Origin of the sequence: Pseudoalteromonas sp. MelDa3, assembly GCF_002863625.1 — a bacterium.
GTDB lineage: Bacteria > Pseudomonadota > Gammaproteobacteria > Enterobacterales > Alteromonadaceae > Pseudoalteromonas > Pseudoalteromonas arctica.
Genome location: NZ_PJBR01000120.1, coordinates 1 through 12,877, shown reverse-complemented (window position 1 = coordinate 12,877; position 12,877 = coordinate 1). Strand labels below are relative to the sequence as shown.

The 12,877-nt window shown below is 38.0% G+C and carries 11 protein-coding genes; 1 reads left to right on the top strand and 10 read right to left on the bottom strand.

The window, feature by feature from the left end; translation table 11 throughout:
- Nucleotides 1-223 precede the first annotated feature (223 nt).
- The 9 genes from CXF89_RS17275 to CXF89_RS17235 form a co-directional block, all read right to left on the bottom strand.
- Nucleotides 224-1,186, bottom strand: a complete 963-nt coding sequence (locus CXF89_RS17275) for a class 1 fructose-bisphosphatase (RefSeq protein WP_024598713.1) — start codon at nucleotides 1,184-1,186, stop codon at nucleotides 224-226.
- A complete protein-coding gene (gene fbaA, locus CXF89_RS17270) occupies nucleotides 1,183-2,265 on the bottom strand; it encodes a class II fructose-bisphosphate aldolase (RefSeq protein WP_024598714.1) in 1,083 nt (360 codons plus the stop codon). The genes CXF89_RS17275 and fbaA overlap by 4 nt, the downstream gene beginning before the upstream one ends.
- A gap of 14 nt (nucleotides 2,266-2,279) precedes the next feature.
- Entirely contained in the window at nucleotides 2,280-2,897 is a 618-nt protein-coding gene (gene eda, locus CXF89_RS17265; protein WP_076924850.1) for a bifunctional 4-hydroxy-2-oxoglutarate aldolase/2-dehydro-3-deoxy-phosphogluconate aldolase, read from the bottom strand.
- A 230-nt stretch (nucleotides 2,898-3,127) separates the two neighbouring features.
- On the bottom strand, nucleotides 3,128-4,060 hold the full coding sequence (locus CXF89_RS17260; RefSeq protein WP_121955305.1) for a sugar kinase: 933 nt from the start codon (nucleotides 4,058-4,060) through the stop codon (nucleotides 3,128-3,130).
- Nucleotides 4,061-4,134: 74 nt separating this feature from the next.
- Nucleotides 4,135-5,442, bottom strand: a complete 1,308-nt coding sequence (locus CXF89_RS17255; RefSeq protein WP_007585328.1) for an MFS transporter — start codon at nucleotides 5,440-5,442, stop codon at nucleotides 4,135-4,137.
- Between the two features lie 2 nt (nucleotides 5,443-5,444).
- Nucleotides 5,445-5,789, bottom strand: coding sequence for a cupin domain-containing protein (locus CXF89_RS17250; protein ID WP_002962963.1), 345 nt, complete (start codon nucleotides 5,787-5,789; stop codon nucleotides 5,445-5,447).
- 5 nt (nucleotides 5,790-5,794) lie between these two features.
- Nucleotides 5,795-8,011 (bottom strand): heparinase II/III domain-containing protein, encoded by a 2,217-nt coding sequence (locus CXF89_RS17245; RefSeq protein WP_121955304.1) that lies wholly within the window; start codon nucleotides 8,009-8,011, stop codon nucleotides 5,795-5,797.
- Nucleotides 8,012-8,016: 5 nt separating this feature from the next.
- Nucleotides 8,017-10,275, bottom strand: a complete 2,259-nt coding sequence (locus CXF89_RS17240; protein ID WP_121955303.1) for a chondroitinase-B domain-containing protein — start codon at nucleotides 10,273-10,275, stop codon at nucleotides 8,017-8,019.
- 141 nt (nucleotides 10,276-10,416) lie between these two features.
- Nucleotides 10,417-11,295, bottom strand: coding sequence for an NAD(P)-dependent oxidoreductase (locus tag CXF89_RS17235; RefSeq protein WP_024598719.1), 879 nt, complete (start codon nucleotides 11,293-11,295; stop codon nucleotides 10,417-10,419).
- 648 nt (nucleotides 11,296-11,943) lie between these two features.
- Between CXF89_RS17235 and gloA the strand changes: the two genes are divergently transcribed.
- Nucleotides 11,944-12,345, top strand: coding sequence for a lactoylglutathione lyase (gene gloA, locus CXF89_RS17230; RefSeq protein WP_024598720.1), 402 nt, complete (start codon nucleotides 11,944-11,946; stop codon nucleotides 12,343-12,345).
- 136 nt (nucleotides 12,346-12,481) lie between these two features.
- On the opposite strand, the gene CXF89_RS17225 is transcribed toward gloA, so the two are convergent.
- Entirely contained in the window at nucleotides 12,482-12,748 is a 267-nt protein-coding gene (locus tag CXF89_RS17225) for a DksA/TraR family C4-type zinc finger protein (protein WP_002962957.1), read from the bottom strand.
- Between the last annotated feature and the right edge of the window lie 129 nt (nucleotides 12,749-12,877).

Sequence of the window (12,877 nt, the reverse complement as noted above, 5' to 3'; positions counted from 1 at the left end):
TATAATTACTGCGAAAAAACATAACTTTAGAGCAAAAAAATTGTTTTTACATGAGGTTAAGTAAATCAGATTTATCTAATATATATAAAGTATTCTTATTTGAAGACTATAAGAAAATTAAGAAATGAAGTGAGTTTGTATAGAAAGGATTATTTACAGAGAGAATGAAAAATAAGAGTAAAAAAGGGGCTATTTTTTTGCCCCTTTTTTATTAAGTACTGTTTTATAAAATAGCGTTATTATAAAACTCTACAGGCTCATTTGAGCCCAAAGCAACAGGCACGCGTTGATGCAAGCTCGTTGGCGCAATATCTAAAATACGCGTTCCTCTAGAAGTTGCTTTACCACCTGCGTTTTCAACTAAAAGTGCTAGTGGGTTTGCTTCATAAAGCAGTCTTATTTTTCCGTTATCGTTACCACTGCGTTTATCTTGTGGGTACAAAAATAAGCCACCTCGGCATAAAATACGATGAACATCGCCTACCATCGCTGCATTCCAGCGCATTGAGCTTTTTTCAAAGCTTTCACAGGTATATAGCAATTTATCAAAATACACTTGTGTCGGTTCGTCCCAATAACGGTAGTTTGCCATATTAACGGCAAATTCACGACTTTGCTCAGGCACATTCAATTGCTTATTTGTTAATAAGTAACCGCCATGTGTTGAGTCTAATGTATAGCAACGTGTTGGACCGCCAGTACTCATTACAAGTAATGATGAAGGGCCATATAAAACATAACCCGCACATACTTGATTTACACCAGGCTGACTAAATTGCTCGTCACTGTCGAAAGCAACATCGTCACGGGCTAAGTAAATAGTAAATATAGTGCCTATTTGACCATTAACATCAATATTAGAAGAGCCATCTAATGGGTCAAAGGCAACAATAAACTTACCTTCAGGATGACCACCTACTGCATGATCTTCTTCTTCTGATGCAACTGAGCGTACGCTGCTATCGTCAAGTAGTATGTCTTTAAGTAGTTGGTTTGCGATTACATCCAACTTTTTTTGAACTTCACCCTGAACATTTTCGTTAAGGGTTGAGCCTAAAACACCGGCTAATTCACCCTGACTTACTCGAAAAGCAATTTCTTTACTAGTCGCTAAAATTGTGCGAATAAGTAAAATAAGATCGGTATCTACACCGTCTTCTTTCAATACTGTATTTAATCTTTTCATGCGCTATACCTATTTACACAATTTAGATCGTCAAAGCATTGCTCTAGTCTTGCAACCATACTTTGCTCTGAATGACGCAGCCATACGCGAGGGTCGTAATATTTTTTGTTTGGCTTATCTTCCCCATCAGGGTTACCAATTTGCTCTTGTAGGTATGCTTGGTTATCTTTGTAGTAATCTAAAATACCTGTCCAACACGCCCACTGCGTATCGGTATCAATATTCATCTTAACTACGCCATAGGTTAAAGACTCTGCAATTTTATTGTACTCAGAACCACTACCACCATGAAACACAAAATTAATTGAGTTGCTTGGTAGATTAAATTTCTCTGATACGTAAGCTTGTGAATCTTTTAAAATAGTTGGTGTAAGAACAACGTTACCCGGCTTGTATACACCGTGAACATTGCCAAAAGACGCTGCAATTATAAAGTTAGGGCTAATACGGCTCAAACGTTCGTAAGCAAATGCAACATCTTCAGGCTGAGTATATAAAGAAGAGCTATCTAAGTGTGAGTTATCAACACCGTCTTCTTCGCCGCCCGTGCAACCAAGTTCAATTTCTAGAGTCATACCTATTTTTGCCATACGCGTTAAATAACGTTCACAAATTTCAATATTTTCTTCTAAAGACTCTTCGGAAAGATCAATCATATGCGAGCTAAACAGTGGTTTGCCCGTCAGTTCAAAGTGTCTTTCACCTTCATCAAGCAAACCATCGATCCAAGGTAGTAGCTTTTTAGCTGCATGATCAGTATGAAGCATTACTGCCACTTCATAATGTGCTGCCACTGAATGTACATATCTTGCAGCACTTACCGCCCCAAGCACTGCTGATTGTTGCTCTGGTAAAGATAAGCTTTTACCACAAAAAAATTGAGCTCCACCATTAGAAAGCTGAATAATAACGGGCGAGTTTTTCTTTTTAGCAGCTTCTAGCGTCGCATTTATAGATGTTGTACTAACAACATTTACCGCTGGCAAAGCATATTGATTAGTACGCGCATGCTCATACACAGCACTTACCTCATCGCCAACGATTACGCCTGGCAGTATTGTTGGGGCTAAATAATTCATTTATGCAATCCTTTCTATTTTAAAGCCTGGATACAAGAATCGGTAATTGCTTGCCAGTTTTCTTGCTCAACCCATTCTTTCTTCGCTATCCAAGTACCGCCAACGGCGAATACATTATTTAAAGAAAGATAGTCCATTTTGTTACTTTCGCTAACACCGCCTGTAGGGCAAAAGCTGACTGCTCTAAATACTGACGATACAGCTGATACAAAAGGTGCTCCACCGGCTAGCGATGCCGGGAATAATTTTTGCTCTTCAAAGCCATATTCAAGCGCCATTAAAATATCACCTGTGTTTGATACACCAGGAAGTACCGGTACATTACATTTAGCAAGTGCGGCAAGTAATACAGGAGACACAGCTGGCGTTACAATAAAGTCAGAACCCGCTTCTAGTGCTTGCTCTAAAATTTCAGTATTTATTACCGTACCCGCACCTACTTTTAGCTCAGGCACTTGTGCCTTAATAGCTTTTAATGCTTCTAAAGAAGCTTCTGTTCTTAGCACTACTTCAACTAAAGTAAGGCCGGCGTTAGCCATAGCTTTCGCTATTTGAACACCTTGCTCTGGCGTATCAGCTTGAATTATAGGTAGCAGTGTTTGTCCTGACATAAGTTCAGAAAAGCGAGTCATAACGTTGTTCCTTTATAAAAAAGTAATGCGGCCGAGGTATGGCGGCCGTTAATGTTAAATTATTTTGTTATACCAATTGCATTAAATTAATGAGCTATTATAGCGACAAGAAAATAGCTCAATAACAAGGCTAAAATTATGATACATAGTTGTTCTATATAAATAATTTTTAACGTAGTTAGTGAGTTATTTAATACGCTAAGGTGATCATGTTTTTAATAAAATTGGTATCAGATCCCAGCTTTAACCATTGCTTGCTGAAATATATCTTTTGGAGCAATAGCGCCTGGCTGTTGTATAACAGCACCTGCTGCTTTTGCAGCAAGTTGTACAGCACTTGAAATTGATTTATCAGATAAACGAGCACCTAAATAAACACCGTTAAAAGCATCGCCTGCTGATGTAGTATCTACAACATTTGTTACCGGTATTATAGTGTGGCTTTGAAGGGTCTCGCCCTCTTTTGTCACTACCGATTCAGGGCCATTTTTAACAACAATTTCTTCTATTTGGTAAGGTTTTAAATATTCAACAACCGCTTCTACGCTATGTACGTCATAAAGTGTTGTTAAATCTTCAACGCCAGGTAGGGTAATATCTGCAAGCGTAAAGGCTAAATGATATTGCTCTTTAGTTTCCTCTACACTATTCCACAAACGCGCTCTGTAGTTAGGATCAAAAACTATTTTAACTCCAGCATCTTTGAGCTGCTTTACAACTTTCCAAAATTGCTCACGTGCACTTTCTTCAATTATTGCTAATGAAATTCCTGAAAAGAAAAACATATCACCTTGGCTAAGCTGCTCAAGTGCATCAGCATCTAAAAAATCAACAACCTTTTTAGCTGCAGAATCATTGCGCCAATAAATAAAGCTACGCTCACCATGCTCATCGGTTTCTATGTAATACATGCCAGGTACTTTGGTATCGTGAGCAAATACGAGCTGTGTATTTATTTCTTCACTTTCAAAGCGTTCTAGCATTTTTTTACTTAAATTATCTTGACCTAAAGCCGTAACAACCGAAGTAGTAACCTGTGGGAAGCAACGCTTTAAATACACTGCAGAATTATAAACATCGCCTGCAAATGATTGGTGTAGTGTTGCCGCGCTCATAGCCCTAAGCTCGACCATGCATTCACCGATAAAGTAAATATTTTTCATCTTGGAAGTTACCCTATGTAGTTAACTGCTATGCGCTTATACAAAACATGTTGGCATAGCAGTTATTATCTAGATTATTGAGGCTTTTTAAGAGGTTCTATTTTTGGAATTAAAATCCAAACAGCTGCCATTGCTATAATGGCTAAAGAAGCACCAATAACAAATGCTGGTGTATAGTTACCATCAGCAGTAAGAATAGGCACAAGCGATGTAAGGCCTACAGCACCAAGTTTTGCCGCCATACCAGAAAAACCTGATAATGTACCTACAGCTTTTTTGCCTAACAAATCACTTGGTAGTGTTTGCACATTACCAATTGCAGTTTGAAAACCAAATAAAATAACAGCCATAATTAGTACCGCTGTAGTTGGTCCGCCAGGGTTAGCCATTGCAAGTAACGCTGGTAGCATAATTAAACAGCCCAGCGTAATAGTTAACTTACGTGTTTTATCAGTGTTCCATCCGGCTTTAAGTCGATTTTGTGCCAGTAAGCCACCAAACCATGCACCAAACATAGCGCCAACATAAGGAACCCAACCGTATATACCAATAGACTTAACATCCATGCCGTATACTTCGTTTAGGTAAATAGGTATCCAAAAAACAAATAACCACCAAATAGGGTCAATCGCAGCAGAGGCAATAATTACACCCCAGCTTTGCTTGCGAGAGAGTAACTCGGCAGTAGATGGGTTATATTCTTCTTCATCTTCGCCAGTCACATCGCCATTATCATCAACACGTCTTTGACCTGTTAAGATATATTCACGTTCTTCGGCAGTAAGCCAAGGGTGAGAGCTAGGCGGCGCTTTAACTAAAATTAACCAAGGCACTAACCAAAGAAAACCTAATACACCAACAAAAACAAATACCATTTGCCAGCTAAAGTAGATAGTTAAGTATGCAATTAAAGGAATCGCAATAATACCGCCAATAGCAGCGCCAGAGTTAAAAATACCCTGTGCTAAAGCACGCTCTTTTGTTGGAAACCATTCAGCATTACCTTTAGCTGCGCCCGGCCAGTTACCAGCTTCGGCTACACCTAAGATTGCGCGAAAAATACTAAGGCTAAGTACACCTTGTGCAAATGCATGCGCAACGGTTGCAATAGACCAAACACCTATCGATAAAACAAAACCGAAGCGTGTGCCTACCCAGTCAAATATTTTACCAAATATGGCTTGACCAAATGCATAAGCAAATACAAACACAATTGAAATATTAGCGTATATTTGTTTGCGTTCTAATGCTGATTCATCAGGGAATAAATCTTCAACAATATCAGGCCAAAGCACGCTAAGTGCTTGACGGTCGATATAGTTAATAATGGTAGCTAGCGCAATTAGCGCTATAACCCACCAACGTAAGCCTTTAAGTTGCATAATTAATCCTCAAGAAAGTCTTCACGCGCTGGGCTAAAGGTATCAATCAGGATTCCGCCTGTTGGACAGGTAGCTCCATGATCAGCAAATGGTGGGATTAAGCAGCTATCACCCGGTTTTAAGATTTTAGTTACGCCATCAATGTTAAAGTGAAATTCACCTTCAACAACATACGTTACTTGAGAATGTCTGTGAGCATGATTATAACCAATAGCCCCTTTCTCAAACCAAATTTTAACAGCCATTAGCTCTTCGTTGTAACCTAGCATTTGACGTTTTAGACCATTTCCTAAATCTTCAATTTCAGTCTCGTTGCCAAATGAAAAGTTTGCGCTTTGCTTTTGCATCCTATTTACTCCTGATTATTGTTCATCATATAAACGGCTAATCGGCCATTTAAAGTGAACTCTTTATTTTGATAATTGAATGTGTTTTTAGCTGATGTTGGTGCTTTATTAATAGCCACTAAATATGACTTGCCTTTGATATCAAGTTCAACAAGTGTTAAATCGCCCTGCTGACTATATTCAAGCTTTGTAACTCTACTAACAGCTTCTAAGGTATATTCTTTACTTGGATTGTATTCACCGTGAGGCTCTAATACTGATATAAATTTATGATGCTTTTGACCCTCAACGCGACGAATAAAACCGTTTTCGTTGCGTAAATTAAAATCGGGGTCGTTTGCGCCTATTTGGGTAAACAAGAAAGACTCATCACCTTTAACCAAACTCGTTTGCGTATAAAAGCGACCATTCTCGTTTAACCACGTTACTTTAGCTAAACCACTTTGAGGTTGCGCTTGAGCTTTAAGCCATAGATGCTGGTAGCCATTTTTAGTACCTAATGCAGCGAGTTGTGTTGCATTCGCTTTTAGCTCAAAGCTGGTATCGATAAGCTGACCTTTATAATGCAAAGGCAAGTCAAGCTGATGCGCTTTATTTGCTGCAACATCAAACATATCAAGTGCAACTGTGCTTTGTAGTTCAGGTAAGTTAATAAGTGCAAGCGTGCGTTCAAGATCAACGCCTTTATAAGCTGTGCTTATTTCGCCACTTGAAACCGTGCCATATTCATTTGTTTCAAAGAAGTTAAGCGTTGGGTAGTTATTATTACCTACTTCAACATTTGCATTAAAATGTGTTGTTTCGTCAACCACTACCGTATTGTGCGCAACAGTGTGTTTAGCGTAAGTTTCGTTTTCTGGTAAGTAACGACCGCCGTATTTAGCTTCTACATTTAAAAAACGTGCTGCGCCATAATCAGATACAATTTCATTACCGTGGTCGTAAAACTGCCATGTTAGTTTATCAAAATGACCATGACCTAAACCTTGTGCAGCAGGTTTAAATAGTAGAGCTTGATCGCCACCTAGCTGCGTTCTCATTACAACTAGAGCACCTTGTTTACCGTTATTACCATCGCCGAAAGCAACTGATTTAAACGAATAAGGTTTTGCCATGTTGTTATCAAGTGCTTGAGCTACTTTTAGTCCATCACCAGAGAGGATTATTTGGTCTTGTTGCTTAGCAATATCTAAATAACCGGCATCGTTGGTTAAACCGTATGCCGCAGTTACACCATTTACTAACTCAATGGTATCGATACCTTTACTTTTTATTGCATCGTTAATTGGGAAGAACAAACCGTTGTAGCTAAGTTGAATCGTCGTATCAATCGCTTTTAATAATATGCCATCGCGATATTCAAAGATTTTTCGTTGCGGTTCGTTGTTTTCAATCGCTTTAGCAAACGTTACAAAGGGTAATAGTGCAAAGCGTTGATAGTAAGGACCTTCGTTATAGTAACCTTGTGGTGAAAACAGCATCTCTAGCTGCTTAATAAAGCCACCTTTACCCGACTTTTCTAAATCGTATAATGATTTTTCTACCCACTCAGGTTCACCTAATACATACCCTGCCATGCCAACACCCGCTGTTGCCCATGTTCCATGGTTATGTACTTTATTAAATGTAGAGGGTTGGCCTACTGATGTGAACAACGAAACAGGACGTAGTAAGTCATCCTCGATTTTTTTAATGTTATCGGCATTTAACGAGTCATGAATTAGATCATATGCTTGTATTGTGTACACAAGCCACATTGCTTCATTTAGGCTTTGCCAAAAAAACTTACCTGGATTTTGCGAATCCATTTTACGTTTTGGATGCAGACCAAGCGTTGGGTATAATTTTGCATACTCAAGCAACATATCACGTACATAATTTGCGTATTTATCATCTTGGCTTAATTGATAAATAATGCCCGCATTGTACATAAGTTGGTAGTTTTTCTTATGACGCTCATGTGTATAACCACCACCGCCGTCTTTTGGAACTGGCACAGTGATAGGCTGTGCAATTTGCTCGTCAACTTGTGCTTTTAGCGATTCAAACGCGTTAGCAAACTTTGTGCTACCGTTGCTACTAATTGCTTGGCGCATTTGCTTAACATCATCAGTAGTAATTACTAAGTTTGGGTGCGCTGCATGCGCACCCAATGATGTAAGTAATGTAAGTGCAGCTACAGCAGCTATTTTAAAACCTGTTTGGCATTTTAATAAGTGCATAGTATTTACCCTGCCTTATTTAAAATGTTGTTATTTTTTAATACTGCCGTATGCGGGCCTTTAACTCTTAGCTCTTTCACACTTGGTGCTTTAGTTTCATCAAATGTATTGTTTGAGATTTCAGTTTTAGGCTCGCCTACTGTGTGCTCTACAACAATAGGAGCAGTTTTAACAAATTTATTATCTGTGATATTAGTAACCTGAACACCGTGAACATAAATGCTCGCTTGCTCTTTATTACGCTTACCAAAGCCAATATTATTAAGCGTGTTACTCGTCATTTCAAAATGAGGACCAAATGTACTTTCATCTGAACCACCACGGTAAAGCTTAACTATGCCGCCTTCTACATCGTTAAATGTATTATTATTTACAATGACGTATTCCGCGTTATAAACACCTAAGTCTTCAATTTCAGTATTTAGACGTAAAATGTCACCTGTTACTGTATTAAAGGTATTACCTGTAAGAATAATTTCATCAGCCATTGCACCTTTACCAGTGATAAAGAAATGGAATGAATGATTAATATCTAAAGCATTCAACTCAGAGTTAGTCATTACAAAGCGATAATTATCTACCATACCCCATTTTTGCGTACGAACAATGCTGTTCCCTATTGCATCTGGCGCGTTTTCACCTGAAATTGATAAGCCATCTAGTTTTAAGCTGCCGCCATCATGTATTTCAAATAATGTAGAGCGTTGAAAAGTAAGTTTAGACTTGCCGCTTTGCTTCGCTTTAATTGTCAACGTTTTATCAATTTTAACCAGTTTAGAAACATCATACTGACCAGGTGCGAGTTCTAATACATCACCTGACTCTGCATTATCAATAGCGTCTAGTAATGCACTTACATCAGCTTTAACAGAATGTGTTTTACCAGAATCAAAATCAACTAAGGCAGGTACTTTTGCATACCAGCTAACACCGGTATCTTCTTTTTTCAGCACTTTCAAATCGCGCTTTGCACCTACATTTAAACTTCTAGATGTTGGGTAAAGTAGACCATTACTTGCTTTTTTAAGTGTGATTTTTTCTTTCTTTACACCGTACATTAACTCAGAAAGCACTTTTGTATCAGCAATGTTGTTACTTAGTACCAACCCACTTACATCATCAAATGTTGTAAATGGCTGTTCGCCATCTTGATTTATGATTAAGTTGTTTTTCATTGTGCTGTTTTTAGGCGCCGCACTTCGTTCAGCATCGCTACCAGCTGCAAGTTGAATATGACGCACATTTATAAATGTGTTGTTTTCAATCGTCGCATTTTCAACCTGGTGATAACGATTAATAGATGAATTTGGTACGCCGTTCATCACAGTAAAACCACTGCCAAAACGATATCCTGTTAGACCTTGTAGGTAGTTGTTTCTTACAATTTGGTCTTTATTGATAACGCGTATACCACCTGTGTGATCAACACCATTACCAATGAAAATATTTTCTTCTATAAGGTTACCGTTACCGTGGCGCAGCGTTAATGTACCGCGCGCTTCATAAAATACATTATTACGAAGGATGTTTTTGCCTGACTTAACCGAAACAATTTCTACTTCACCATTGGTGCGTTCAAAGTAATTATTCTCTACCAATGTATGCGAATCAGTTAATGAGTAATGGCTGGTGCCAATACGTAGGGTTTCACCACCGTTCGAACCAAAAGTAGGACGGTAACCAAAGTAGTTGTTATCTATACGATGATAATTTTCCTGACTTGCTTCAGTATTTAAACGCACAGCAACTGTCACGCCTTTATTTCGTTTGCCGACTAAATGGCTATGATCGAAGCGGTTATGTTGTCCATATAGTGCCACCCAATAATCAGACTCTCGTTTGTCTGGATTACTGTAATTATCGATTACTGTTTGTGTAACTCGTGAATTGTAGGCTAATTCATTTTTATTTTTACGAAACTCTATTACAGCTGAGCTCGGTGTATAGCCGTCTTTGAATACTAAACCTGAAGCTTCAAGGTATTTACCTGCAAGTCTTAGGTTAGATTGACCCGATAAAATTACTTTACCGTTAGTTTCAGCGGTCAATAAAATAGGAGAGTTTTTTGTGCCTTGGCCTTCAAGTAGGATTTCGAAGTCAGACCATGTACCGTTTTTAAGGATTACTTTGTCGCCAGCAACTAAGTTAGACGAAATATCACGGAAGGCTTGTTTATCATCTACAAAATAATCTTTGGCTGCTAATTGCGTAGATATACAACCAATCAGAACTAAACTTAGCTTTATAGTATTAATTAAACGCATAGTTAACTCTTTATATTGTGACTCGAATTAGGCTCTATGAATATTTAAAAGTGGTGTTGCACAAAGCAGGCTAAGTCTCGTCAATCGAAAGTGTGTGTGCTGGCGCTAAACTATAAAGCTAAGCGCCATTTGTCGTGTTTTTTACTTTTCTAACTTTTTGAAGTAATCAAAAATTTCAGGAACGTTACCTTGACCCATACCAGCGTCAAACGCTGCTTGTAGGTTAGCTGATGAACCTTCAGCGATTTTTGATTGTGTACCTAGGTCTTCTACCATTTGTAGGAAGTAGCCTAAATCTTTGTTTGCATTAGCAATTGAGAAACCAAGGTCGCTAACATTATCAACCGCATAGTTTTTACAAAATTGCATAAACGGTGAATTAGATGGACCAGTAGACATGATGTCGAAAAGTTGTTGACGGTCAACACCAGCAAGCTCTGCAACTGCAAACGCTTGTGACATAGCACATACTGTAGTCATGCCCATGAAGTTGTTGATTAGCTTAGTTGTATGACCAGCACCTAGCTCGCCAAGATGGAAAACATTTTCACCTTGATCTTCTAGTACTGGTTTAACTTTATTGAATGTATCAATATCGCCTGCAGCCATAATGTTTAAAAGACCGTCTTTAGCATGTGCTGGAGTACGACCAAGAGGAGCATCAATCATGCCTGCGCCTTTTGCTGCTAAATCAGCACCAATCTTTTTAGTAGATGATGGGATAGAAGTACCAAAATCAACTAATACTGCACCTTCTTTAATGCCTGCTAAGATACCGTCTTCTGCGTAAACAATTTTTTCTACAACTGCTGAAGTTGTAAGACAAAACATAACAATATCTGAACCTTCAGCTAGCTCTTTTGCAGTGCTTGCTGTTTTTGCGCCTCTAGCAACACATGCTGCAACCGCATCTTTGCTAAGGTCCATAACAATTAGCTCATAGCCTTTGTTTTGTAAATTTTCGGCCATGTTGCCGCCCATTAAGCCTAAGCCGATGAAACCGATGACTGGTTTTGACATGAATAACTCCTAAATATGTGGCGCATACTTTTATAAGAACAAGTAAAATTTACTCTATAAATACGCTGTGTCTTTTGTTTCAATTTGTAGAGTAACTTTAAGCTTGAGTTATTTATAAATTAACCTGTGCAAAACGTAACTCTGATTAATTACCAATACATTGTATTCACTCAAACCAAGCAACTTACCAATTGGTATGCAAAAACTGTATTACCATACGCCTTTTTTGTCAACCAATAAGTTAACCAAGTAAACCCCGCATTTTTACAAATTACATACAAAAAAATTTAATACAAAATAAAAACAATTAGTTAGACAGAACCAACCCAATCAAACTCAGGTTAACTTTTGTTGAACAATCAGTAACTTTCTTTATACTAATAGGTTGACCAATAATTATGTGTTCTTTATTTAAATATGCAAAATTCAATAAAACGGTTCATTAATTGGCAATTTACAATTGAAGTTATTGGTAAATCATAAAGGCCATACATGAACAGCTTCCAAATCTCCATCGTATTGAGGTTGTGATCTATAAGTAACGCCTACATATATGGCTAATACACATAAAACCACAAAATGTGCTTAATAATAGTGCTTAGTTGAAAATATACTGAACTTTGAAAAAATCACTAAAGGAACTGAATAATGCGTTTATTACATACTATGCTGCGTGTAGCTAATTTAGACAAATCAATTGCTTTTTATACTGAAGTCTTGGGTATGAAAGAATTACGCAGAGCCGACAATGACGAGTATCGGTATACATTAGCTTTTATTGGGTATGGAAATGAAAAGGACACGACGGTCCTCGAATTGACATATAACTGGGATGAAGATAGCTACGACCTGGGTAATGCTTATGGACATATAGCTATTGAATTTGAAGATATTTACAAAGCCTGTGCTGACATTAAGGCTGCCGGTGGCAATGTTAGCCGTGAACCAGGACCTGTAAAAGGCGGTACCACTGAAATTGCTTTTGTAAAAGACCCTGATGGTTACTCAATAGAGCTAATTCAGAAAAAAGAAGACATGAGTAACTTTTAAATTACTCATTAACAAATTCAAGTGATAGCAATTTACTTAGCCATGTAGGGCCTAATTGAGGGTGTAACAAATTTTATGAATTGGTCAGATACTTGTGTAGATTGGTATTAAATAAAAGGTGCTTTTTAGCACCTTTTTAACGCAACTGACTATCTTTACTACCACGTCTATTGAATGATTTTGCGCTAGCACCATTACCTTCTATTGCAGCTTGGCATGCAACACAATAACGCACTCCTGGTAACGCAAGCCTTCGTGCTTGTGGGATTTTCTCGTCGCACTCATCACATAGCTCTGCACTTGCACCAGATATTAAATTGCTTCTTGCATACTGTACGGCGTCATTAACACTCGCATCAATTTGATCTTGAATTGCACCGTCTCGTGCCCATCCACTTGCCATAAATCCTCCTAATAAAGTTGGATGTTTAAATTTATGCTACCAAATCGAATCTTTATAAGTACTGAATATTTTTGGATTTTTGGATTTTTGGATTTTTGGATTTTTGGATTTTTGGATTTTTGGATTTTT

What these genes read in the sequence shown, in the direction of transcription:
- CXF89_RS17275 (WP_024598713.1), bottom strand. Translation starts at nt 1,186, where the DNA reads ATGAAAAGATTAAATACAGTATTGAAAGAAGACGGTGTAGATACCGAT.
- fbaA (WP_024598714.1), bottom strand. Translation starts at nt 2,265, where the DNA reads ATGAATTATTTAGCCCCAACAATACTGCCAGGCGTAATCGTTGGCGAT.
- eda (WP_076924850.1), bottom strand. Translation starts at nt 2,897, where the DNA reads ATGACTCGCTTTTCTGAACTTATGTCAGGACAAACACTGCTACCTATA.
- CXF89_RS17260 (WP_121955305.1), bottom strand. Translation starts at nt 4,060, where the DNA reads ATGAAAAATATTTACTTTATCGGTGAATGCATGGTCGAGCTTAGGGCT.
- CXF89_RS17255 (WP_007585328.1), bottom strand. Translation starts at nt 5,442, where the DNA reads ATGCAACTTAAAGGCTTACGTTGGTGGGTTATAGCGCTAATTGCGCTA.
- CXF89_RS17250 (WP_002962963.1), bottom strand. Translation starts at nt 5,789, where the DNA reads ATGCAAAAGCAAAGCGCAAACTTTTCATTTGGCAACGAGACTGAAATT.
- CXF89_RS17245 (WP_121955304.1), bottom strand. Translation starts at nt 8,011, where the DNA reads ATGCACTTATTAAAATGCCAAACAGGTTTTAAAATAGCTGCTGTAGCT.
- CXF89_RS17240 (WP_121955303.1), bottom strand. Translation starts at nt 10,275, where the DNA reads ATGCGTTTAATTAATACTATAAAGCTAAGTTTAGTTCTGATTGGTTGT.
- CXF89_RS17235 (WP_024598719.1), bottom strand. Translation starts at nt 11,295, where the DNA reads ATGTCAAAACCAGTCATCGGTTTCATCGGCTTAGGCTTAATGGGCGGC.
- gloA (WP_024598720.1), top strand. Translation starts at nt 11,944, where the DNA reads ATGCGTTTATTACATACTATGCTGCGTGTAGCTAATTTAGACAAATCA.
- CXF89_RS17225 (WP_002962957.1), bottom strand. Translation starts at nt 12,748, where the DNA reads ATGGCAAGTGGATGGGCACGAGACGGTGCAATTCAAGATCAAATTGAT.